General features: G+C 71.3%; 21 protein-coding genes and 1 riboswitch. Of the genes, 12 read left to right on the plus strand and 9 right to left on the minus strand.

The genetic code is table 11. The features are described 5' to 3' along the window. Nucleotides 1–60 precede the first annotated feature (60 nt). The 5 genes from K3888_RS06120 to K3888_RS06140 all read left to right on the plus strand — a co-directional run bounded on the left by K3888_RS06120 (nt 61) and on the right by K3888_RS06140 (nt 6,003). Nucleotides 61–717: a TetR/AcrR family transcriptional regulator gene (locus K3888_RS06120; RefSeq protein WP_230929363.1), complete on the plus strand. Its 657-nt coding sequence runs from the start codon at nt 61–63 to the stop codon at nt 715–717. Nucleotides 718–790: 73 nt separating this feature from the next. Next, the gene (locus K3888_RS06125; RefSeq protein WP_230929364.1) at nt 791–1,834 is read left to right on the plus strand and encodes a phosphotransferase family protein; all 1,044 of its coding nucleotides are present in this window, start codon (nt 791–793) and stop codon (nt 1,832–1,834) included. A gap of 36 nt (nt 1,835–1,870) precedes the next feature. Continuing rightward, nucleotides 1,871–3,100 carry an acyl-CoA dehydrogenase family protein gene (locus tag K3888_RS06130; RefSeq protein ID WP_230929365.1) on the plus strand — a complete coding sequence of 410 codons (1,230 nt, stop codon included), beginning with the start codon at nt 1,871–1,873 and terminating at the stop codon, nt 3,098–3,100. Nucleotides 3,101–3,490: 390 nt separating this feature from the next. Further along, on the plus strand, nt 3,491–4,417 hold the full coding sequence (locus K3888_RS06135) for an ABC transporter ATP-binding protein (protein ID WP_230929366.1): 927 nt from the start codon (nt 3,491–3,493) through the stop codon (nt 4,415–4,417). Further along, on the plus strand, nt 4,414–6,003 hold the full coding sequence (locus tag K3888_RS06140; protein WP_230929367.1) for an ABC transporter permease: 1,590 nt from the start codon (nt 4,414–4,416) through the stop codon (nt 6,001–6,003). The genes K3888_RS06135 and K3888_RS06140 overlap by 4 nt, the downstream gene beginning before the upstream one ends. Nucleotides 6,004–6,051: 48 nt before the next feature. Here K3888_RS06140 and K3888_RS06145 read toward each other — a convergent pair whose 3' ends face one another. Further along, complete coding sequence (locus tag K3888_RS06145) at nt 6,052–6,819, minus strand: cobalt-precorrin-4/precorrin-4 C(11)-methyltransferase (protein WP_230929368.1); 768 nt, start codon at nt 6,817–6,819, stop codon at nt 6,052–6,054. After that, nucleotides 6,816–8,102, minus strand: coding sequence for a precorrin-6y C5,15-methyltransferase (decarboxylating) subunit CbiE (gene cbiE, locus K3888_RS06150; RefSeq protein WP_230929369.1), 1,287 nt, complete (start codon nt 8,100–8,102; stop codon nt 6,816–6,818). Before cbiE ends, K3888_RS06145 begins: the two co-directional genes overlap by 4 nt. A 75-nt stretch (nt 8,103–8,177) precedes the next feature. Then, a riboswitch (cobalamin riboswitch) is annotated at nt 8,178–8,364 on the plus strand. A gap of 23 nt (nt 8,365–8,387) precedes the next feature. Here cbiE and K3888_RS06155 point away from each other — a divergent pair. The 3 genes from K3888_RS06155 to K3888_RS06165 all read left to right on the plus strand — a co-directional run bounded on the left by K3888_RS06155 (nt 8,388) and on the right by K3888_RS06165 (nt 12,799). Then, nucleotides 8,388–10,589, plus strand: a complete 2,202-nt coding sequence (locus tag K3888_RS06155; RefSeq protein ID WP_230929370.1) for a magnesium chelatase subunit D family protein — start codon at nt 8,388–8,390, stop codon at nt 10,587–10,589. Continuing rightward, nucleotides 10,589–11,203 (plus strand): cob(I)yrinic acid a,c-diamide adenosyltransferase, encoded by a 615-nt coding sequence (gene cobO, locus K3888_RS06160; protein ID WP_230929371.1) that lies wholly within the window; start codon nt 10,589–10,591, stop codon nt 11,201–11,203. Before K3888_RS06155 ends, cobO begins: the two co-directional genes overlap by 1 nt. Before the next feature lie 63 nt (nt 11,204–11,266). Further along, complete coding sequence (locus K3888_RS06165) at nt 11,267–12,799, plus strand: cobyrinic acid a,c-diamide synthase CobB (protein ID WP_230929372.1); 1,533 nt, start codon at nt 11,267–11,269, stop codon at nt 12,797–12,799. A 24-nt stretch (nt 12,800–12,823) separates the two neighbouring features. On the opposite strand, the gene K3888_RS06170 is transcribed toward K3888_RS06165, so the two are convergent. Further along, nucleotides 12,824–13,666 (minus strand): cobalt-precorrin-6A reductase, encoded by an 843-nt coding sequence (locus K3888_RS06170; RefSeq protein WP_230929373.1) that lies wholly within the window; start codon nt 13,664–13,666, stop codon nt 12,824–12,826. After that, nucleotides 13,663–15,276 (minus strand): cobyric acid synthase, encoded by a 1,614-nt coding sequence (locus K3888_RS06175; RefSeq protein ID WP_230929374.1) that lies wholly within the window; start codon nt 15,274–15,276, stop codon nt 13,663–13,665. Before K3888_RS06175 ends, K3888_RS06170 begins: the two co-directional genes overlap by 4 nt. A gap of 125 nt (nt 15,277–15,401) precedes the next feature. Between K3888_RS06175 and K3888_RS06180 the strand changes: the two genes are divergently transcribed. Continuing rightward, nucleotides 15,402–16,415, plus strand: coding sequence for an alpha/beta hydrolase fold domain-containing protein (locus tag K3888_RS06180; RefSeq protein WP_230929375.1), 1,014 nt, complete (start codon nt 15,402–15,404; stop codon nt 16,413–16,415). Beyond that, on the plus strand, nt 16,412–16,762 hold the full coding sequence (locus K3888_RS06185) for an ectoine synthase (RefSeq protein ID WP_308281902.1): 351 nt from the start codon (nt 16,412–16,414) through the stop codon (nt 16,760–16,762). The genes K3888_RS06180 and K3888_RS06185 overlap by 4 nt, the downstream gene beginning before the upstream one ends. Before the next feature lie 41 nt (nt 16,763–16,803). Here the strand turns inward: K3888_RS06185 and K3888_RS17595 are convergent, their stop codons facing one another. Further along, entirely contained in the window at nt 16,804–16,938 is a 135-nt protein-coding gene (locus K3888_RS17595) for a hypothetical protein (RefSeq protein WP_269074850.1), read from the minus strand. Beyond that, nucleotides 16,935–17,516 (minus strand): TetR/AcrR family transcriptional regulator, encoded by a 582-nt coding sequence (locus tag K3888_RS06190; RefSeq protein WP_230929376.1) that lies wholly within the window; start codon nt 17,514–17,516, stop codon nt 16,935–16,937. The genes K3888_RS17595 and K3888_RS06190 overlap by 4 nt, the downstream gene beginning before the upstream one ends. Before the next feature lie 382 nt (nt 17,517–17,898). On the opposite strand from K3888_RS06190, the gene K3888_RS06195 reads away from it, so the two are divergent. Then, the gene (locus K3888_RS06195; protein WP_230929377.1) at nt 17,899–18,510 is read left to right on the plus strand and encodes a YdhK family protein; all 612 of its coding nucleotides are present in this window, start codon (nt 17,899–17,901) and stop codon (nt 18,508–18,510) included. Between the two features lie 107 nt (nt 18,511–18,617). Continuing rightward, nucleotides 18,618–19,265 carry a dihydrofolate reductase family protein gene (locus K3888_RS06200; protein WP_230929378.1) on the plus strand — a complete coding sequence of 216 codons (648 nt, stop codon included), beginning with the start codon at nt 18,618–18,620 and terminating at the stop codon, nt 19,263–19,265. A gap of 30 nt (nt 19,266–19,295) precedes the next feature. Here the strand turns inward: K3888_RS06200 and aztD are convergent, their stop codons facing one another. From aztD to K3888_RS06215, 3 genes are read right to left on the minus strand one after another with little or no spacing between them, the layout of a single operon-like run. After that, nucleotides 19,296–20,516, minus strand: a complete 1,221-nt coding sequence (aztD, locus tag K3888_RS06205) for a zinc metallochaperone AztD (RefSeq protein ID WP_230929379.1) — start codon at nt 20,514–20,516, stop codon at nt 19,296–19,298. A 14-nt stretch (nt 20,517–20,530) separates the two neighbouring features. Beyond that, a complete protein-coding gene (gene aztC, locus K3888_RS06210) occupies nt 20,531–21,478 on the minus strand; it encodes a zinc ABC transporter substrate-binding protein AztC (RefSeq protein ID WP_230929380.1) in 948 nt (315 codons plus the stop codon). Continuing rightward, nucleotides 21,475–22,782, minus strand: a complete 1,308-nt coding sequence (locus tag K3888_RS06215; RefSeq protein WP_230929381.1) for an ABC transporter — start codon at nt 22,780–22,782, stop codon at nt 21,475–21,477. Before K3888_RS06215 ends, aztC begins: the two co-directional genes overlap by 4 nt. Between the last annotated feature and the right edge of the window lie 25 nt (nt 22,783–22,807).

A 22,807-nucleotide genomic window follows, 5' to 3' on the forward strand; every position in this document is an offset into this window, starting at 1 on the left:
GTAGGCGCCCGAGACGATTACCATCCGAACAAACGACCACTATTTGCCGGGAGCGTGGAAATGGCTGGCCCCACCCGTGATGCCGCACGCAGCGAGAGTCGACAACGGCGCGGCAAGGAGCCGGTACTGGCCTCGGCGATCCGCAACTTCACCGAGCGGGGCTTCCACGGAACGTCGATGCGGGACATCGCCGGAGATGCGGGGGTCACGGTCGCCTCGATCTATCACCACTTCGCTTCCAAGCAGGACATGCTGCAGGCGATCATGGTGCAGACATTGAGCGACGTGCTCTCGTCGACCAGAACGGCACTGATGGGTGCCGGCACGGACCCGGCCGCACAACTGGGCGCGCTGGTCCACGCCTGGATCCTCTTCCATACCGATCGCCAGGCTGAAGCACTGATCGGCGCATCCGAACTGCGCAGTCTCGACGGACCGGGACGCAAGCTGATCGTGACACTGCGCGATGAGCAGGAACGGATGTTCCAGGACGTGGTCGACCGGGGGATCAGCGAGGGAGCGTTCACCACCAACCACCCGCGCGAGGCCGCGCGCGCGGTGATCAACATGGGTTACGCGGTGGCTTCCTGGTACCGGAGCTCGGGCGATGTCTCGCCGGGCGAGATGGCGGACAGGTACGTGGAATTGGCGCTCGGCACCGTGGGATTCACAGGCGCCTCGGCCCCGGCCGTACCGGGCGGGGCCGCAGAGAGCTAGAGCCGACTTCCCTCCGGGATCCCTTCGTCGACGCTATGGTGTATCCAAACGATCGTTTAGATGAGGGGCTGCGATGGCAGAGAGTGATTCCTCCGCGGGCACGGTGAACATCCCCGCGCTACGAACATGGATGCACGAGGCTCGGCCCGACGGCCTGGCCGGGCCCCTGACGGCCCGCCTGATCGCCGGAGGCCGCAGCAATCCGACCTACGAAGTGTCCGACGGCACCCATCACTGGATCCTGCGACGTCCGCCGTACGGCGAAGTCCTCCAGTCCGCTCATGACATGTCGCGTGAAGCGAGAGTGATGGGCGCCCTGGCCGGCTCCGCCGTGCCCGTCCCCCACGTGGTGGGCCTGTGCCGGGACCCGGCGGTGCTCGGCGCCGAGTTCTACGTGATGGACAAGCTGGTCGGGCGCACCCTGCGTACCGCAGAGGACACCCGGTCCCTGACCCCGGACCAGCGAGGCCGGCTCACCGACACGATGATCAGGACCCTGGTCGCTCTCCACGAGATCGATCCGGCCGACGTCGGACTGGAGGACTGGGGACGACCTCAGGGCTACCTCGAACGGCAGCTCAACCGATGGGAGCGCCAGTGGCACGCCATCAAGACCTCCGAGCGGCCCCGGGTCGACGAGGTGATCGGCATGCTGCGTCGGTCCATGCCGGAGACGACGCTCCCGGGGATCGTTCACGGCGACTACAAGATCGATAATCTCCTGGTCGCCCACGAGGACCCCACGCAGATCCTCGGGGTGCTCGACTGGGAGATGTCCACCCTGGGAGACACCCTCGCCGACCTGGGCATGCTCATCAGCTTCTGGGACGAGGTCGGCACGTTCCACAACCCGATCACCGCCGGGGCGACCGCCCTCGAGGGCTTCCCCACCGCGAATGAGGTGGTGAGGAAGTACGCCGACCTCCGCAACATCTCGATCGACAGTCTCGACTGGTACATCATCTTCGCCGATCTCAAGCTCGCGGTGATCCTCGAGCAGATCCACGCCCGGCATCTCGCAGGGACGACAGTGGGCGACTGGTACGACGACATCGGCGGCATGGTCGCGCCGATCCTGGACCGCGCCCACGACCGCGCATTCCGGTCGGGACTCTAGATCCACCCACCCCTCACCCACAGAACGGACACTGACATGCAGGACATCTCCGGGCTCCAACTGACCCCGTCACCGAAAGCGCAGGAGCTGCGCGCCACGCTCGTGGACTTCATGAACACCGAAGTCTTCCCCGCGGAGGCCGCCTACCACGCCTATCGCGCCGAACACGGTCAGGACGATCACACGCTCCCGCCCGTCGTGGAGGAACTCAAGACCAAGGCCCGAGCCCGGGGGCTGTGGAACCTCTTCCTCCCGTCCGAGTCGGGCATCTCCCAGCTCGACTACGCGAGCCTCGCCGAGGTGACCGGGTGGTCCCTCGAGCTCGCGCCCGAGGCACTCAACTGTCAGGCCCCGGACACCGGGAACATGGAGCTGCTTCACCTGTTCGCGACCGATGAGCAGCGGGAGCAGTGGCTCGAGCCCCTCCTGCGGGGCGAGATCCGGTCCGCGTTCGCGATGACCGAGAAGAACGTCGCGTCCTCGGACGCCACCAACATCGAGACCTCCATCGTGCGTGACGGCGACGAGTACGTGATCAACGGCCGCAAGTGGTGGACATCCGGCGCCGCGGACCCACGCTGTGCGTTCTTCATCGTCATGGGCAAGACCGACCCGACCGCGGCGCGGCACCTGCAGCAGTCGATGATCATCGTCCCCCGGGACACCCCCGGCGTGACCCTGGTGCGGGACGTCCCGGTGTTCGGGCGGCATGACCAGCACGGACACTGCGAGATGTTGTTCGAGGACGTGCGCGTCCCGGTCACCAACATCCTCGACGAGGAGGGGTCGGGATTCGCGCTGGCCCAGGCCCGCCTCGGGCCCGGCCGGATCCACCACTGCATGCGCGCCCTCGGTGCCGCCGAGCGCGCCCACCAATTGATGACGACCCGGGTCCAGGAACGCATCGCGTTCGGCAAGCCTCTCGCGGAGCAGGGAATGATCCAGGCCGGCATCGCCGAATCCCGCCTCGAGATCGAGCAGGCCCGCCTGCTGTGCCAGCACGCCTCCGCGATCATCGACGCCCAGGGCAACAAGGCCGCCGCCCCGTATGTATCGATGGCCAAGATCACCACGCCGCGAATCGCCCTGAACGTGATCGACCGAGCGATCCAGGTGCACGGGGGCATGGGCGTCAGTGACGACGTCCCACTCGCCGCGATGTACGGCTGGCACCGCGCCATGCGCATCTTCGACGGGCCGGACGAGGTGCATCTGCGCACCATCGCCAAGTCCGAACTCGCCGCGGCCACCGAGCTCAGGCCCTGACCGGACGGGTCGCGGCACCCTGACCGCGACCCGCCCGTCTGCGCACCGGCGATCTCGTCGAACGCTGACCACACCCGATCGCGGAACTCCTGCGGATCGAACCGGTGGTTTCCCCAGAACCCTGTGGTCAGCGCGGTCGCGGCTGCGGCATAGACGTCATGGCCGAGCTGTTCCAGCGGGATGTACTCGGAGGCGCTCAGGTCGAACTCGGCGAGCCGCTAGAACGTCGAATTTCGACAATCGATGAAATCTGACAGGCAGCACACCTAGTCTCCGACTCACCCTGCGGGCGATGATGCCGGCCACTGCGGCGCCCACCATCGTCCGGCACGTACCGGCGACCTCACCGAGCACGTCGCCCGTTCCACCGCCGCAACACGAGGGGCCGACATGAGTCCGACCGTCGAACTGGCCATCCGTACTTCAGGCCTCGTGAAGACCTTCGGCGCGGTCCGAGCCCTCGACGGACTCGATCTCGAGGTCGAGCGTGGCGAGGTCCACGGGTTTCTCGGCCCGAACGGCGCGGGCAAATCCACCGCGATCAGAGTGCTGCTGGGACTGCTGCGCGCCAACGGCGGCACCGCGGAGTTGTTGGGCGGCGACCCGTGGCGAGATGTCGTGACACTCCATCGTCGCCTCGCCTACGTGCCCGGCGACGTGGTGCTCTGGCCTTCCCTGTCGGGGGGTGAGGCCATCGATCTCCTCGGCCGCATGCGCGGCGGGCTCGACGACGCGAGACGTGCCGCCCTCCTCGAGCGGTTCGAGCTGGACCCCACGAAGCGCGGCCGCACCTATTCCAAGGGGAACAGGCAGAAGGTCGCCATCATCGCCGCTCTGTCCTCCGACGTCGAACTCCTCATCCTGGACGAGCCCACCTCCGGTCTCGACCCGCTCATGGAGAAGGTGTTCCAGGAGGAGATCGCCGCGGAGAAGGCGCAGGGCCGCACCATCCTGCTTTCCAGCCACATCATGAGCGAGGTGGAGACTCTGGCCGACCGGGTCAGCATCATCCGCGACGGCCGGATCGTCGAGCGCGGGACGCTCGAGCAGCTGCGGGGGAACAGCCTCGTCACGATCCGCGCCACGCTCGGTCGGGCACCCCGGGACCTCGGGGAACTGACATTCCTGCACGAGCCCGCCCTCGAGGGCGATCGCCTCACGGCATCGGTGCCGCCCGGCCGGATCAACGCCGCCATGGCCGGGCTGATCGCCTACGAGATGTCGGCGCTCACGGTCTCCCCGCCATCACTGGAGGACCTGTTCCTCCGCCAGTACGAGGGCCAGCAGGACACCCGCGGACGGACGGCGTCGCGATGACCTCGACACTCACCGGCACCCGCCCGCTGCTGCGGGTGGCACTGCGCCTGGACGTCCGCAACATCGCACCCTGGGTCGTGCTCATCTCCGCGCTGTCCGCGACCTCCGTCCTCGCCTACACCTGGATCTTCCCGACCGCCGCCGAACGACAGGAGCTCGCCGCGACCCTCGGCGCCAATCCCGCGCTGGCGCTGGTCTTCGGCCCGGCGCGCGACCTGATGACAGCCGACGGGTTCAATGCGTGGCGCGCCGGGCAGCTCGGCGCACTCCTCGCCGGCATCATGGCGATCCTGACGGTCGTACGGAACAGTCGCGAGCACGAGGACTCCGGCCAGGCGGAACTGATCGCCTCCGGTGTCACCGGTCGCCACTCACGTCTCATGGTCGCCGTGCTCCTGGCCGTGGCGGCGTCGGTTGCGGTCGGGGTGGTGTGTTTCCTGCTCACCATCGCCTGTGGGGGCGGCGCGGTCGCCACCCTGACGCTGGCCGCCACCTTCTCCGCATCAGGTCTGATCTTCGGTGCCGTAGCGGCTGTCACGGCGCAGCTGGGATCGGATGCCCGCACCTCGAGCAGCCTGGCGATCGCGACCCTGGCGGTCTGCTTCGCGCTGCGCGGTTACCTCGACGCCGGCGACGCCCCGGCGTGGACGGTCTGGCTGACCCCTCTCGGGTGGTTGGAGCGCACCGACCCCGGTGGTGCGAACAACGGGTGGCCGCTGCTCGCCGCGCTGGCACTGTACGGCGCCCTGGTGACAGCGGCGTTCGCCCTGCAGAGCCGCCGGGACTTCGGCCAGGGTCTGGTCCCCCCGCGGCCCGGCCCGGAGACCGGCGGTGTCGTCACCTCGGTGTGGGGCCTGGCCGTGCGCCTCCACCGCGCCATGATCGTGTCCTGGCTGATCGGGCTGGCAGCACTCGGCGCCCTGGTCGGCAGTCTCACCGGGTCCCTCGGGACGCTCTTCACCGCGAACCCGGAGATGGCGAGGGTGATCGTCTCGGGAGGTTCGGGCGCGACCGACCTGACCATGGCGTTCGTGGCGACCATTCTGCAGATCGTCGCGATCGTCGCGAGCATCATGGGCGTGCAGGTCGTCATGCGTATCCACGCCGACGAGGTCGCACTACGCACGGAACCGTTGTACGCGACCGCGATTCGCCGGTGGGTCTATCTGGCGTCCAATGTCGTGGTGGCGCTGCTCGGAACCGCGATCGGGATGACCCTGGCCGGACTCGCGCTCGGCCTGGTCGCGGCACGCTCCACCGACCTCTCCGTGGCGACGGTCCTCGGGCAGGCGGTGGCAACCACACCGGGGGTCTGGGTGCTCGTCGCGCTCGCGGTCGCGGCCGTCGGGGCGGCGCCGCGGATCCGACTCGTCGGTTGGTTGGGGTTGGTCGCGACGTTCGCGCTCACCCTGCTCGGCCCGACCTTCAGGCTGCCCGACTGGGCACTCGACGTCAGCCCGCTCCGTCACGTCCCGACGGTCGACGCAGCGGCCCCGCACTGGAGCGGGCTCGGCTGGCTCCTGCTGGTCGCCGCCGCCCTGCTCGTCGTCGGGTTCGCGGGCTACCGCCGCCGCGATATCGGCTGAGATCGGGTGACCTCGCGCCCTGCGCGGGCCGGTGGCCTCCCGCCCTATCTACCGCCCGGCTCGCCGCCGCTTCGACTCCCGCTCCGGGTGGGAGGAATAGAGCCACGACTCGGCCGAGCCGGGCCGGTCCAGCGCGCGGCCGACCAGGATGACCGCGGCCTGTCGTAGTCCCGCCGCCTCGACGGAGTCGGCGATGTCGGCGAGCGTGCCCCGTAGTTCCACGCGGTGCGGGCGGCTGGCATTGGCGACCACGGCGACCGGGCAGTCCGCGCCGTGGGTGGGGATCAACCGCTCGGCGAGCTCGCGGGTCCGCGTGATGGCCAGGTGCAGCACCAACGTAGCCCCGGTGGCGGCGAAGTTCTCCAACGCCTCGGCCGACGGCATCGCCGTGGAGCGGGCCTGTACCCGGGTGAGCACCACCGACTGCACCACCTCCGGCACGGTGAGCTCCACGCCCAGCTCGGCGGCGGCCGCCGCGTAGGCGGGCACGCCCGGCACCACGTCCCACGGCACCCCGGCGGCGTCGAGGCGGCGGGTCTGCTCGGCCAGCGCCGAGTACAGCGACGGATCGCCCGAGCACAGCCGCACCACGTCCAGCCCCTCGGCGTGAGCGCCGGCGATCTCGGCGATGATTCCATCCAGGTCCAGGTGTCGGGTGTCGACCAGGCGGACATCGGGCCGGCAGTGATCGAGAACGCCCTCATCGAGGTAGGTGCCGGCGTAGAGGCAGACGTCGGCCGCCCGAAGCGCCGCGGCCGCACGCAGCGTGAGCAGGTCGGCGGCGCCGGGGCCGGCGCCCACGAAATGAACGGTCACGGGGTCTCCTCTACAGACGTCGATAAAGGTTTGACGGCGGCCCACTGCACCACCGCGCGCGCGGGCGCCCAGCCGGTGAACCCGCCGATCGCGTCGGCGTGTTCCACGTGGAACCTGGTCAGTTCTCCGCCGAGTTCGGCGCGGGCGTCCACCAGCACGCGCTCGGTCTCGACGGTGACCGCGTGTGCGACCAGCCGACCGCCCGGCCGGAGCGCATCCCAGCACAGGTCGACCAGTCCCGGAGCAGTGCCACCACCGCCGATGAACACGGCGTCCGGGCGGGGATACCCCTCCAGCGCCTCGGGTGCACGACCCCGGACGACCTCGAGCGCGGGCACCCCGAGGCGGGCGGCGTTGCGACTGATCCGCTCGGCGCGGGCGGGGTTCGCCTCGACCGCGATCGTCCGGCAACTCGGGTGGGCCCGCATCCACTCGATCCCCACCGAGCCGGCACCGGCCCCCACGTCCCAGAGCAACTCCCCGTACCCCGGGGCCAGCCGGGACAGGGCCGAGGCCCTCAGGTCGCGGCGCGTGAGCTGGCCGTCGGATTCAAAGGCGTCATCGGGAAGCCCGGGCACCATGCCCAGACGTCGCGCCGGGTGAGGGGCCACGCTGTCGGCGTTGTCGTCGTCGTCGGGATGCCCGTCGTCCAGCCCCGCGTCGACCGCGCACTCCACCGCCAGCACGTGCAGGATCGGGGCCTCGTCGCCCGGCGCCCACTCGCTCGCGCGACTGCGCTCGCTCGCCTCCGTGGGGGCGCCCAGGTCGGCCAGCACGGTCATCGCACTCGCGCCGAAGCCGGCGGCGGTGAGCGTCGCGGCGACCTCGGCGGGCGTGTGGCGGTCAGCGGAGAGGATCAGGATCCGACGCCCGGGGAACAGTTCGCGGGCGACCGTGCGATGGTCCCGGAGCACCGCCACGGACTCGGCCGACCAGCCCAACCGCGCGCGGGCCAGCGCCACCGACGAGACGGCCGGAAGCACCGTCACCGCGTCGCGGCCGAGTGCTGTGATGAGCGTCGTGCCGATCCCCGCGAACAGCGGATCCCCCGAGGCCAGAGCCACTATCCGGCGGTCGCGGTGGCGCTCGAGGAGCGTGGGCAGATCAGGCAGAAGCGGCCGCGGCCAGGGCTCCCGCACCGCCGCCACCTCGCCCGGGATCATCGCCAGATGACGCTCCCCGCCGAGCAGCACATCGGCGCCACGGACGGCGCGACGGCGGGCCTCGTCGAGGCCGTCCCAGCCGTCGCCGCCGATGCCCACCACGACCACCTGTGCGTTCATGAGCCGGAAGACTACAGCCGAGGCCGCGAGCCGCGCTGTCCGAGATGGTGGGTAGCCTGGCATGCAGATAACTCAAACAACCCCACAGCACGAGGTGCCCCACGACCCGCCCAGGCGGTGCGGAGGGGAGAATCAGGGAAGCCGGTGAGAATCCGGCACAGGGCCCGCTACGGTGACCCGCGCCTCTCGGACGTCCGCGCCCAGCGCACACGTCCGAGATGAGCCGGGAAGTCCGGAGACCGGCCTCGCGCTGACCGCCACTGGCAGACGAGAGCGGGAGCCCCCATGCCACAGCACTACCCTTTCAGCGCCGTCGTCGGATCCGATGACATGGCGCTCGCCCTCATCCTCACCGCGGTGTCGCCGGCGGTGGGTGGTGTCCTCATCCGCGGCGAGAAGGGCACTGCCAAGTCCACGATGGTGCGCGCGCTCACCGGCGTCCTACCGCCCATCGACGTGGTGGCCGGGGACCGCTTCTCCTCCGCGCCCACCGACCGCGGCACCGAGACCCCCGACGGCCGAATCCCCGCCGACGCCCCCGTCGAGCAGCGTGCCGTCCGCCTGGTCGAGCTACCGATCGGCGTGTCCGAGGACCGCATCACCGGCTCTCTACATCTGGAGAGTGCACTCAGCGACGGCGTCACCGTCTTCGAGCCCGGCCTGCTCGCGCGCGCCCACCGCGGCCTGCTGTACGTGGACGAGGTCAACCTCCTGCACGACCACGTGGTGGACCTGCTCCTCGACGCCGCGGCGATGGGTCGGGTGACCGTCGAGCGCGACGGCGTCTCGGTGGACCACGCCGCGCGGTTCGTGCTGATCGGCACCATGAACCCCGAGGAGGGCGAGCTCCGGCCCCAGTTACTGGACCGATTCGGCCTCACCGTGGAGGTGGCCGCCCCGCGCGACCCCGAACTCCGGGCCGAGGTGGTGCGCCGCCGCATCGCATTCGAGTCCGACCCGGCCGGGTTCGCCTCGAGCTTCGCCGCCGACGAGGCCGCGCTGGCCGAGCGGATCGTCGCCGCGCGCGAGATGGTCGCCCGCGTGCCGATGTCGCCGTGGGCACTGGCCACCATCGCGCGGGTCTGCGCCGGGTTCGACGTGGACGGCATGCGCGCCGACATCGTCACCGCCCGCACCGCCGCCGCGCACGCCGCCTGGCAGGGCCGGGCGCGGATCACGCGCGAGGACATCCGCGTCGCCGCGCGCATGGCGCTACCCCACCGCCGGCGGCGCGCCCCGTTCGATGCGCCGGGCCTCGACGAGGACCTGTTGGAGAGGTTGTTGGGCGACGACGACGAGCCCGACCCCGAGCCCGACGGGGATCCGGACACCGAGTCCACGGATCACGCCGAGACCTCGGACGGGCGGCCCGGCACCGACGGGGCTCCCGAGGCGGACGCACCCCGGGATGCGGACACGGCCGATGCAGCCGCACCGAGCGCCGCCGACGGCAACCGCATCGACCCCGGCACAGACACCCACCCGGACACAGAACCCGACACCGACCGCGGCACCGAGGAGTCCGACACCGGCGCCGCAGACCCGCAGCGCCCCGACACCGAGCAGGGCCCCCACACCGCCGAGGAGGGCGACCCGGGTGACTCCCCGGCCGGGGCGCCCGGCGGCGTCCCGCCCGGCACCGTGGCCTCCGCCGCGGACCCGTACCGCACCCGGCTGCTGTCCGTCGCGGGCACCGGCCACGGCGCCGCCGGCCGCCGGTCGCGCGCGCTCACCAGCTCGGGTCGTCGGATCGGATCGGGCGACTTCACCGGCTCGGACCTGCACCTTCCCGCCACCATCCGCGCCGCCGCCAGGTGGCAGGCGGGCCGCGGCCGCACCGGGGGCCGGCAGGGCGGCCGGCTGCTGCTGGCCCCCGAGGACCTGCGCTCGGCCGTGCGCGAGGGCCGCGAGTCCAACCTCGTGCTCTTCTGCGTGGACGCCTCCGGGTCCATGGCCGCCCGGACCCGGATGGAGCAGGTCAAGACCGCCATCCTCTCGCTGCTGCTGGACGCCTATCGCCGCCGCGATACCGTAGGCCTGGTGACTTTCCGCGGGTCCGGCGCGCAGGTCGCCCTGCCGCCCACCTCCTCGGTGGACATCGCCGCGACGCGCCTGGCGGAGCTCCCCGGGGGCGGCCGCACCCCACTGGCGGAGGGACTGCTCGCCACCGCCGAGGTGCTGCGGATCGAGAAGGTTCGCGATCCGCGGCGGCGGCCGCTCGTCGTCGTCGTCACCGATGGCCGCGCCACCCACGGCCCGGACGCCCTCGCACGGTCCCGCGCCGCGGCGACCGGGCTGGCGTCGCTCGGCACTACATCCGTTGTGGTGGACTGCGAGACCGGCCGGTTCCGCATGGGACTGGCCGCCGAACTCGCCGCACAATTGGGCGCCGAGCACGTGCCCCTGGGCGAGGTCACCGCCGAGGGGCTCACCGACACCGTCCGCGCCCGCACCCACTCACGCTCTCCCCGAAACGAGGTGGCCTGATGCCCAAGGGACAGCCCACGACCGTGCCCGATGACGGGCTCAGCACCCGCCAGCGCCGCAACCGGCCGCTGATCATGGTCCACACCGGGCCCGGCAAGGGGAAGTCCACGGCCGCGTTCGGCCTGGCCATGCGCGCGTGGAACCAGGGTTGGGACATCGGCGTGTTCCAGTTCGTGAAGTCCGCCAAGTGGAAGATCGGCGAGCAGAACGTCATGGAACGGCTCGGCAGGCTGCATGCCGAGACCGGCGAGGGCGGGCCCGTCGAGTGGCACAAGATGGGGTCGGGCTGGTCGTGGTCGCGCAAGGACGGAACCGAGGAGGACCACGCCGCCGATGCCGCCGAGGGCTGGGCCGAGATCAAGCGCCGCCTTGCCGCCGAGCAGCACGATCTGTATCTGCTCGACGAGTTCACCTATCCCATCAAGTGGGGTTGGGTGGATGCGGCGGACGTGGCCGAGACCCTCGCGGCCCGGCCCGGGCGGCAGCACGTGGTGATCACCGGCCGCGACGCCGATCCGAAGCTGATCGAGGTGGCCGACCTGGTCACCGAGATGGGCAAGGTCAAGCACCCGATGGATGCGGGGCAGAAGGGGCAGCGGGGCATTGAGTGGTGAGCCGGGCCGGCGCGGCCACCGCGACAGCGGCCACCGCGGCCCCGGCGCGCACGGTGGCGCGCGGTGAGCGCTGACCTGCCCCGATTCGTGGTGGCGGCGCCCGCGTCGGGGCACGGCAAGACCACCGTCGCCACGGGGCTGATGCTCGCGCTGCGGCGCGCAGGCCTGCGGGTCTCGGGACACAAGGTGGGCCCCGACTACATCGACCCCGGCTACCACGCCCTCGCCACCGGGCGGCCCGGCCGCAATCTCGACCCGCACCTCGTCGGCGAGGACCGGATCGTGCCGCTGCTCCGCCACGGGGCGTCGGCCGCTGGCGGGGCCGCGGCCGGCGTCGATGCGAGCTCCGGGGCTCCCGCGGGCGCGGGCCCGGCCGAGGTCGCGGTGATCGAGGGGGTGATGGGCCTCTACGACGGCCACATCGGCGGCGACGGGTTCGCCTCCACCGCGCACGTCGCCGCGCTGACCGGCAGCCCGGTGATCCTCGTGGTGGACATCTCGCACGCCTCTCGCAGCATCGCGGCCGTGGTGCTGGGCATGGCGACGTACGAGCCGGGGATCCGGATCGCGGGGGTCGTGCTCAACAAAGCCGGCTCCGAGCGGCACTCCGACGAGGTCCGCCGCGCGCTGGCGCCCCTGGGCATCCCGGTGCTGGGCGTTCTGCACCGCGACGACAACGTCACCGCCCCCTCCCGCCACCTCGGACTGGTGCCCGCCGCCGAGCGCCCCGAGGCCGCGCGGTCGCTCGACCACCTGGCCGAGCGGGTGGCGGCATCGCTCGACCTGGAGGCCGTCATGCGCATCGCGCGGAGCGCCCCGCCGCTGGCCGGGGCGCCGTGGGACGCGGCCGAGGCGCTGGCGGGGGTCGGTGGCGCCGGGGCCGACGTACTGGCGGGGGGCGGTGGCGGCGGGGTCGACGACAACGACGACGACACGGCCCGCCCTCGCATCGCCGTGGCCGGTGGCCGGGCGTTCACCTTCCGCTACGCAGAGACGGTCGAATTACTGGAGGCGGCCGGCTGCTCGGTTGCGGCGTTCGACCCGCTGGCCGACGAGGCGCTGCCCGAGGGGACCGCAGGGATCTACCTGGGGGGCGGGTTCCCGGAGGTGCATGCCTCCGAACTCAGTGCGAACGGGCCGATGTTGTCCTCGCTGGGCGCGGCGATCGCGGCCGGCACGCCGACGGTCGCCGAGTGCGCCGGGCTGCTGTATCTCTGTCGCACCGTCGACGGCTCGCCCATGGTCGGGGCCGTGCCCGCGGATGCCGCGATGGCTCCCCGGCTCACGCTGGCGTACCGCCGGTCGACCGCGCCCGCCGACAGCGTGCTGGCCGCAGCGGGCACCGAGGTCACTGGCCACGAGTTCCACCGCACCGCGGTCGCCCCTTCTGCGGGGGTCCCGTCTGCCGAAGGTGTCCGCGAGATGGCTCCGGCATGGACGAGCAGCGCCGGGCCGGAGGGGTTCGCGGGTGCGTCGCTACATGCGTCCTACCTGCACACGCACTGGGCGGGCCACCCGGCACTCGCACGCCGCTTCGCCGACCACGCGCACCGCTTCGCCACCCACCCGCGGTTGCAAGACATGCACTCGCAGTAGCACGACCTCAGTGGCGAAACTCGGCTAAATCTCGCGAGAGATGTCTTGCCAAGGGGTGGTCATGTCTTGCAACCGAGGGTGGGTGGCCCAGTCGGCGGCGTCGGCGGGGGCGTCCACCACCCGCACTCCGGGCGGCGGACCGGGCCTGCGGACCACGACCACCGGGATGCCGGCGTCCGACGCGACCGCCATCTTCGGCCAGGTCAACGCCCCGCCGGAATCCTTGGTGACCAGCACGTCGATGCCGTGCCGGTCGATCAGCTCGCGCTCGCCGTCCTCGGTGTACGGACCCCGCGCGCGCAGAACGAGCCACTGCTCGGGCAGCGGATGATCCGGCGGATCCACCACGCGCACGACCGTCGGCACGTCGGCCAACGGCCCGATGAAACGATCCAGCGACTGCCGACCCACCGTCAATAGTGGGCGCATTCCCAGGCGGGCGGCGGTGTCGGCGGCGGCGTCGTGGCTGTCGACCCAGTGCCAGCTCTCCGCGCCCGGTGCCTGCGACCAGCCCGGACGCTCCAGCCGCAGCAGCGGGACCCCGGCCGCGACGCATGCAGCGGCGGCGTTTCCGGAGATGACCCGCGCGAACGGGTGGGTGGCGTCGATGACCGCGCGCACGCCCGCCTCCCGCAGGTACACCGCGAGCCCGTCGACCCCGCCGAAGCCCCCGACACGCACCTCCCCCACCGGTAGCCGCGGCTTCGAGACCCGCCCGGCCAGCGACGACACCACCGGAATCCCACGGTCGACGAGTAGCGCAGCAAGCGCACGGGCCTCTCCCGTCCCGCCGAGGATGAGCACAGCCCCGCCCGCATCGGCATCACCGGCCGTGCCGGATCCGGCTGCCGCGGAGGGGCCGCTCATCGGCTCGCTCCCGGCTCGAGCAGCGGCATCGCGGGCGCGCCGGCCTGAGCAAGCCCGAGCAGCGCGTCGAGGTCGAGATGCTCCTCGGCGAGGTCGGCGAGCAGATCCAGCCGCGCCTCCCGGGCCCGGCCGAAGCTCACACCCGACGCCTCGCGCACCCATCCGGCCCGCCCGTCCCCCGCTGCCCCTGCACTCCCGCCGCGGGCCACCTCGGCCAGGAACGCACTGCGGAACCCGTCCGATTCCAGCGTGCCGTGCCACATGGTGCCGAACACCCGACCCCGCCGGGCGCCGCCGATGAACTCGTCGTCGTCGTCCCCCCGCGTGATCCTCCCGTGGTGGATCTCGTACCCGGTCACGTCCTCGCCGAACTCCCGCCCGGCCGGCAGGCGTAGCGCCTTCTCGGCGGCGAAGCGGGTTGTCAGGCCGAGCAGGCCGAGGCCGTCGACGCGCGCGCCGGGGTGCCCCTCGGTGCCGTCCGGGTCGGCGATTTCGCGGCCGAGCATCTGGCATCCACCACAGATCCCGAGGACCGCTCCGCCACGCTCGACATGTGTAGAGATCGCGCGGTTGAGCCCCCGGGCGCGGAGCCAGGCCAGATCGTCGAGGGTGGCGCGGGTCCCGGGGACGACGACGAGGTCGGCCCCGGCGAGGTCGCGGGGCTCCGTGACGAATCGCAGCTCGACATCCGGCTCGAGGCCGAGCGCGTCGACGTCGGTGAAGTTGCTGATTCGCGGCAACCGGATCACCGCGACGCGCAGAGCGGCCGTCGCAGCGCCGGCGGACGCGGCAGCGCCGGATGCGGCACCGACAGGGGCGGGGACGGCGAGCGCGTCCTCCGAATCGAGCCAGAGGTCGGGATGCCAGGGGAACACCCCGAGCGTGGGCCGGCCGGACAGCGCCTCGAGCTCGCGCAGACCCGGGGTGAGCAGGGACGCATCGCCGCGGAACTTGTTGAGCACGAAGCCGGCGAGCAGGCGCTGGTCGGCGGCCTCGAGCAGCGCGACGGTGCCGTAGAGGGCGGCGAACACCCCTCCGCGGTCGATGTCTCCCACCACCACGACGGGCATGTCGCCGTGTCGGGCGAGGCCCATGTTGACGTAGTCGCTCGCGCGCAGGTTGATCTCGGTGGGGCTGCCGGCGCCCTCGCAGATCACGAGGTCGTGGCGGGAGGCGAGGTCGTCGTAGGCGGCGAATGCGGCCTCGGCCAGGTGCGCGCGACCGTCGACGAAGTCGCGCGAGGACACCGACCCGGCCGGCTGCCCCATCACCACCACGTGGCTGCGCCGGTCGCCGCCGGGCTTGAGGAGCACCGGGTTCATCGCGGGTTCCGGCGGGGCCCCCGCCGCGACGGCCTGGATCCACTGGGCGCGCCCGATCTCGCCAGTGGCCGAAGGGCCGTCCGAGCCAGCTGAGCTATCCGAGCCGCCTGGCCCCTTCGGGCCGCCCGGACTGCTGACGACCATCGAGTTGTTGGACATGTTCTGCGCCTTGAACGGCGCCACCTTGAGGCCGCGGCGAGCGAACGCCCGGCACAGTGCGGTCACCACGACGGTCTTGCCCGCATCGGAGGTCGTACCGGCGATGAGCAGAGAGGCGGCCACGGGCATCGATCCTAGTCGGCCCGCCGACGCCCCTCGCGTGCGCGCCGGAGGCGGTCTGACCTACGCGCCCAGAATGCACATTTTCAGCCGACGTACGTGCCCGGAATGCCGCAAAGAGGGTGCGCACCTCAATGGCCCTGATCATCATGACGCTGCAGGGGGATTCCGCGAGCGCGCACGGGCACCAGCCGATCGGTAGTCGATCGACGGGCGGCCACGTACGGTCGGCGACCATGGTCTCCCTACGAGCTCGAATGGTGATGGCGTCGCTGCGTGCGCGCCGAAGCAAACGGTTCTACGCGGATCCCGCATCCATGCGACATTCACTGCCCCAGGCGCAGGACCCCCACAAGACCGTGCCCCGCGCGTCGTCCTGCAAGGGCCTGAACGTGCGCACCGACCAGGTCGCGGGGGTCGGCGTCCACGTGTTCACCCCGGAGCACGCCGCGCAGCGCTCCGGCACCCGGATCCTCCACCTTCACGGCGGGGCGTTCGTCTCCGAGCCCGACAACCACCACTGGGACTTCGTCCGCGACGTCGTGCTGAGTACCGGCGCCGAGGTGGTGTTCCCGATCTACCCGCTGGCCCCGTCGGTCGGGCACGAGACGATCCGCGACTGCGCGATGTCCGTCTACGAGCACTACCTGTCCGCTCACCCGGGCCACCGATTCGTGTTCGGCGACTCCGCCGGGGGCGCGCTCACCGTATACCTCACCGAGACCCTTCGGGAGCGCGGCGACGGGCTGCCCACCGCGCTCGCGCTGCTCTCGCCGTGGCTGGACATGGAGGTCTCCGACCCGCGCTCCGAGGAGATCGACGCCACGGACCCGGAGCTGGACATCGACGGGCTGCGGCAGGCCGGCGAGTGGTACGCCGACGGCGACGACCCCAATGCCCCGGAAATCAGTCCCGTCTACGCGGACTACACCGACTTCCCTCCGATGATCGTGTTCACGGGGACCCGCGACATCCTCAATCCCGACGCCCGCCGGGTCCGCGACGCCGCGCAGAGATGCGGCGTGCGCGTGGACTTCCACGAGTACCCCGGCATGTTCCACAACTGGACCATGCAGCCCATCCCGGAGGGCCGCCGCGCCCGCCGACAGCTGTACGAGTTCCTCGACCAGATGGAGGTAAAACAATGATCGTGCGCACCACCGACGAGATCACCGGGACCGACCGTCAGGTCAGCGGCGACACGTGGACGTCCAAGCGGATCATCCTGTCGGACGACAACGTGGGTTTCTCGTTCCACGAGACCACGGTGCAGGCCGGCACCGAGACGCCGCTGCACTACCCCGACTACATCGAGGCCGTCTGGCTGATCGAGGGGCACGGCGAGCTGATCAACCGCGAGGACGGCACGACGCACCCGCTGGCCCCGGGCACCATGTACCTGCTCGACGGCCACGAGCGGCACACGATCGTCGCGCACGACCAGCTCCGCATGTACTGCGTGTTCAACCCTGCGACGCCGCCGGGCAGCGACTGACGCGAACGGTCTGTCACGCGTAGCCGGTCACTCGTCACCGGTCATCCCAGGCCGCCGTACAGCGCGAGTCCGTGGCCCGAGCGCCGCGGCCCCGCTGCGATCCGCCATAACGTGACCACCCAGGCCACCAGCGCGAGTACCGCCGGCACGATCATCTCGACCATCACCGGCGTCACGTCGCCGCGGCCTCCGACATCAGACGCGCGGCCATCTCGCGGCCGTCGGTCAGCAGCGACGTGCCGTAGATCCGACGGTGCGCGAACGCCCCTTCCAGGAGGAGGAAGAGGTGCCTGGCCAGCATCCGGTGGTCGCCCTCGGGCGGAGTGTCCTCGCGGACGAGTTCGACGAGCCGGTCGTAGATCGCCTGCTTGTGGTAGCGGATGACCTCGTGGGCGGGATGATCGTCCGGCAGTTCGGCGGCGGCGTTGAGGAACGCGTCGCCGCGTCGGCTGTTCCCGGGATCGGCCGCGTAGACGTCGAAGAAGGCCAGAACCCGGGGACTCTCCGCGCGCTCGACCTCCTCCTCGAGCAGGTGCCACCACCACCGGTGCCGATTCAGTAGGTATGCCACGACGAGGCCGTCCTTCGAGCCGAAGTTGGTGTACAGGACCGGCTTGGTCACCCCGGATTCGGCGGCGATCATGTCGACACCGACCGCATGGATGCCCTGCTCGTAGAACAGGGTCGACGCCTCGTCGAGGATGCGTTGCGCCCCCGGGGTCAGGTCGGACAGGTCGGGGAATTCAGTAGCCATAGCGCCCTTGAATTTACAACCCTGTATAGCTAATCTGAAGTTAGCTATACAGATCTGTATAGCTGCACCCGCATCTACCTCGTAGGGAGGGAACCCCTCATGGCACCCATCCGACCGGCCATCGACCTCGTCCGCCAGCTCTGGTACTCACTCGACACCGCCAGCGCACTCCGTCACGGGGCGCCCATCTCCGAGAGGGCGCGGCAGTACACTATGGCGGCGCCGACCCCCGGCACTCAGATTCTCGCGTAACCGCCGCACCGGAGCGGGCACCCGCGACGGGCGTCGGCTCCGGGGGCGTTCGCACACCCTCCGTCGTGGCACGGATACCCCCAGTGGGTATACCCTCGCGGTCAGCGAACCCGACGAGAGGACACACACCATGAATCGTCAGACCGCCCTCGCAGCAGTCGCACTGGCCTCCGCGCTGGCACTGAGCGCCTGCGGGAGTGACACCGCGGAGACGGGTGAGGCCACCGCGACGGAGACCTCGTCGTCGTCGGACCATACCGGGCACGGCACCGAGGCCGCGCCCTCCGACGACACCGAGCACGACGCCCATCAGCATCCCGCGGACGGCGGGCCCGCGCCCGAGGGCATCGCGGAGGCCGGCGATCCCGCCTTCCCGGTCGGGACGGACGTCGTCCTGGCCGCCGACCACATGCCCGGGATGGACGGCGCCGCGGCCACCGTCTCCGGCGCGTTCGACACCACCACCTACTCGGTCACCTACACCCCGACCGACGGCGGCGAGCCTGTCGTCGACCACAAGTGGGTCGTCCACGAGGAACTGGAGAACCCGGGCCCGGCACCGCTGCCCGACGGCACCGAGGTCGTCCTGCGCGCCGCACACATGCCCGGCATGGACGGGGCGACGGCGACCATCGACAGCTCGACGCAGGAGACCGTCTACATGGTCGACGTCCACTCCGAGAATATGACCATGACCAACCACAAGTGGGTCACCGAGAGCGAGATCCGACCGGCGGACTGACCGCGACGGCCGCCGCGCCGCGCCGACCGCGACGCGGGGGCCTTGTGCCCGGCGGCCGACAGTCCTAATCTTCCGGACACACCGCAGCCCGCACGGCAGGGGACGATATGTCCAGAGTCCGGATCCACAACATGTTCGTCTCGCTGGACGGCTTCGCCGCCGGCACCTACGTCACCACCGACCATCCCATCGGCGACGCCGCGGCGCTCTTCGCGGGCTTCGACGGCCGGGTGATCCACGGGATCGACGGCGTGGATGCGCCTATCACTCTCGACCGTGCCCTGACCAGCCTGTGGGGGCAGGGCATCGGCGCGGAGATCATGGGTAGGCGCAAATTCGGGCCACAGTCCGGGCCGTGGGACGACGACGGGTGGCGCGGCTGGTGGGGCGATGAGCCGCCGTTCCGCACGCCTGTCATCGTGCTCACCCATCACGCGCGGGAGCCGATCGAGTTCGCCAACGGCACCGTCTTCCACTTCCTCGACGCCGCCCCCGCAGAGGCCCTGCAGCGCGCCCGCGAGCTCGCGCCGGGCACCGACGTGCGTATCGGGGGAGGGCCGACAGTCTGCCGCCAGTTCCTCGAGGCCGACCTCGTGGACTTCATGCACGTCGTGGTGGTGCCGGTGGTTCTGGGCGAGGGAGAGCGCGCGTTTCCCCACGGCGCTGCGCTGACGGACCGGTTCGACGTGGAGGTCGTCTCGACCCCGGGTGGACGCACGCATCAGCTGCGGAACCGGCGGGCGCGGGAGATGTAGCGGCCCGCCGGTTCCCACTGCTGGGCTCGATTACCCCAGAGCCACAGCGATCTCGTTCGGTTCGCCGGGGATCTGGCCGGAGGCGACGACCTCACCGGTCCGGAGGTCCACGGCGTGCACGGAGAGCGTCGCAGGCTCGGTCACGTAGGCGATGTCCCCGCGGACGGTCATGGCCGGGTGCGGGTTCTGCCACTCCGCCGGCCCCTCCCACGGCTCGATCACCTCGTGGCTCTCGGAGATCTCGCCGGTGGCGGGATCCATCACGTGGATGGACCCGTCGGTGGCGAGGATGTACGCCAGGTCGCCGGGCCCGCGGGCGACGCCCCGCCACGTGTACTCGACGCCCTCCGGCAGATCCACGACCTCGTGGGTGCCGGCCGCGGGATCGATGAGCGCGACCTGGTCCAGGAGCACGCCCTCGGCGTCCGGGTCGTCCTTGTAGTCGCCGACGATGAGGGGGCTGGTCTCGGAGACGTACGCGTTGCCCATACGCCCGTAGTCGTCGGCGGCGGTGAGCTTCTCGAACTCGCCGTCGTGGAACAGCAGCGCGCCGTCCTCGCAGCCGAAGACCACGGTCTCGTCGGCCGCGGTGCCCTCGCCGTGGACGCCGGGGCACTCCTCACTGCGACTCAACTCGGTGCCGTCGGCGTCCATGGCGCGCACGCCGGAGCGGCCGGCGTCGTCGCCGATCGTGGTGAGGAAGGTGCCGTCCGACAGCACGATGGACACCCCGTGGTGGGCCCGGTCGCCGGGGACCGTCTCGGTCTCGGGGAGCTGTCCGCCACCGTCGAGCAGCGCGCTGGTGGCGAAGATGGTGGTGTCGCTGGTGCCGTCGTCGTAGAGAACCGTCTTGCCGTCGTGTCGGACGACGTGCGCGGGGGTCTCGGCCTCGAATACCAGGTCGGTCAGGGCGGGTTCGGCGGTGTCGAGCACCTGGAAGCCGTCCGACATGGTCACCAGGACGTTCCGCCCGTCACCGACCGCGTTGAGCCGGGTGAACTCCTCGGACTCGAACTCCTCGACCACCTCGAGGGTCTCGCCGTCGAGGACCGCGATCCCGTTCTCGTAGGCCACCGCGAGGCGGTTCTCCGTGGCGCCGGCGTCAGCCGCCGCGGGGGCGGTCGTGGTCGCCGTGTCCCGGGATTCCGGGCTGTCCCCGGCGCCGCTGCCGCCCCCGCACGCTGTCGCCAGCAGCGACGCCGTCGCGAGCATCGCGAGCGCTCCGGCGCCGCGTGTGATCCGTGTTGTCATTCGGTGTTCCTCTCCTATGGGTGATTCGAAAGCCCGTCGGCGATGCGCGTGGTGTTGGCGCGCATCATCGTCAGGTAGGTGTCCGCGCCCCGGCCCGGTTCGGTGAGCGACTCGGTGAACAGTTCGATCACCTCGACGTCGATCCCGGCCTCGCTCGCCAGCACCTGCACCAGCCGGTCGGGCTGGGACGATTCGGCGAAGATCGCGGGAACGTCGGCCTCGGTGATCGCCGAGGCGAGGTCATCGAGGTCGGCGGCACTCGGGGACGCCAGCGTGGTGCCCCCGGGAATGGCCGCGCCGATGACGCGGAAGTCGAAGCGCTCGGCCAGGTAGCCGAACACGTGGTGGTTGGTGACGAGAGCGCGCGCATCGTCGGGGATACCGGCGAACGCGGTCGTCATCTGCTCGTCGAGCTCGGCGAGTTCCGCGCGGTATCGCTCCGCGCCCGCCTCCACGGTCGCGCGGTCTATCCCCTCGACCTCGAGCAACTCGGCCTCCAGCGCGTCCACGACGTCGACGACCCGGCGCGGATCGGTCCAGAAGTGTGGATCCGGGGCGCCGCCGGCCTCCTCCTGCGAATAGGAGATGACCTCGATCTGCTCCCCCGCCGTGAACGTCTCCACACCCGCGTCGGCCACGCGGTCCAGGTGCTGTTGCAGGCCCTCCTCCAGGCCCAGTCCGTTGGAGACCACGAGATCCGCGCGGTCCAGGAGACTCGCTTCCTGGACGGAGATCTCGAAGGAGTGCGGATCGGCGTTGGGCTTCATCAGCGTCGTCACGTCGGCGCTCTCGCCGGCCAGGTTCTCCACCACGTCGCCGAGGATGTTGGTGGTGACGACGACCACGGGCCGGTCCGATGACGCGTCGGTGCCCGTACACCCGGCCAGGGTCAGCACGGCCACGAGGGCCGCGGCCACCGGCCCCCGAGGGACGCCGACCGCGGGTGTCCGCCGCCGCCTCATCGCCCGGTCTCCGCGAAGAAGTCGGGCGCGGTCGGGGTGTCCAGAGAGCGGGCGACGCGCGCACCTGCGCGGTAGTCGATCTCGTGGACCACGCCCCCGGCGGGGTCGTTGACGTAGGCGCGTTCCCGGTCGACGGTGAGGTCGACCCCCTTCCGCGAGTCCGGGTCCGCGAGCGCTGCGGCCACCAGGGGTTCCGTTGCGGCGATCTCGGTTCCGGCGGCGCCGTCGTAGACGCGGATCCGGCCCTCGTGGTCCAGTGCGACGACGTGCCGGTCCGCGTCGTCGGACGCCGAGACCTGGACGAGCGGCTCCGCCGTCGGCACGTGCCGCCACTGCTTCTCGCGGGTATCGAGCAGCCAGAAGCCGGCCTCGCCGGCGAGCGCGGCCGTGGTGGGGCGCCCCTTGCGGTTCCGGAAGTCGGTGGCGCGCGGTGCGTCCGTGCCCTCGGGGTAGGGCACGTGCTCCAGGGTCGGCTCGTCGTCGTCAAGCGTGGCGAGGACGGCTCCGTCAGCGCAGCCGACGACCACGCCCACACGGGTGGTGATGGTGCCCTGCGCATCGGGGCACGAGGCCGCCGCGCCGTCCACGGGTGCGCCGGCCGAGTCGTGGAACCGCACCCCGGTCACGGCGCCCGAGTCGTCGACGGAGCTGACGAGCGCGCCACCGCCGAGCGGGGCGGTCACCCCCTCGTGCGGTTCGATCTCCAGACGGAAGACCTCCTCGATCCGCCCCTTGGACAGCGCCTGGTTGTCCAGCAGCACAGCCTCGCCCGACTCGGGGAAGAACAGCCCGGTGCCGCCGGTGGTCGCGTTGGCCGAGGTCGACACGACCACCGGACCGCTACCCGCCACGGGCCCCAGCACCCGGGGCGAGGTCCGGTAGAAGTGGAAGTGGTCCACGTGATCCCACGTCCATACGCCGCTGTCGACGATCTCGACGCCCTCGCCCGTCTCGGCGAACAGGTAACGGCCGTCGGAGGTGACCGCCGACGGCGGGGCGATGGCCTCCGGTTCGGAGACGGTCCCGTCCAGCAGGTTCACCATTCCCACGGCGCCGTCCGAATCGATACTCACGAGGTGCAGCTGCGGCTCGGCCACCTCCTCGGCGCCGTCGATGGCTCCGTGTCCGGCTCCGGAGACTTCCGCTCCGGCGGGACTCCCAGCGGCGGGGCCCTGTGCGGTGGGCGGCTCAGCGCCCGGCGCGGCGCCGGTTGCATCGGTGCCCTCGTCGTCGGCTCCGGCGCACGCCGCGAGTGAGAGCGCCAGGGCCACGACGAGGGGCACGATCGTTCTGGAATTCTGCATGACCTGCTTTCGGATAGTCATCTGG

The organism is Dietzia aurantiaca (assembly GCF_021033825.1).
Classification (GTDB): domain Bacteria; phylum Actinomycetota; class Actinomycetes; order Mycobacteriales; family Mycobacteriaceae; genus Dietzia; species Dietzia aurantiaca.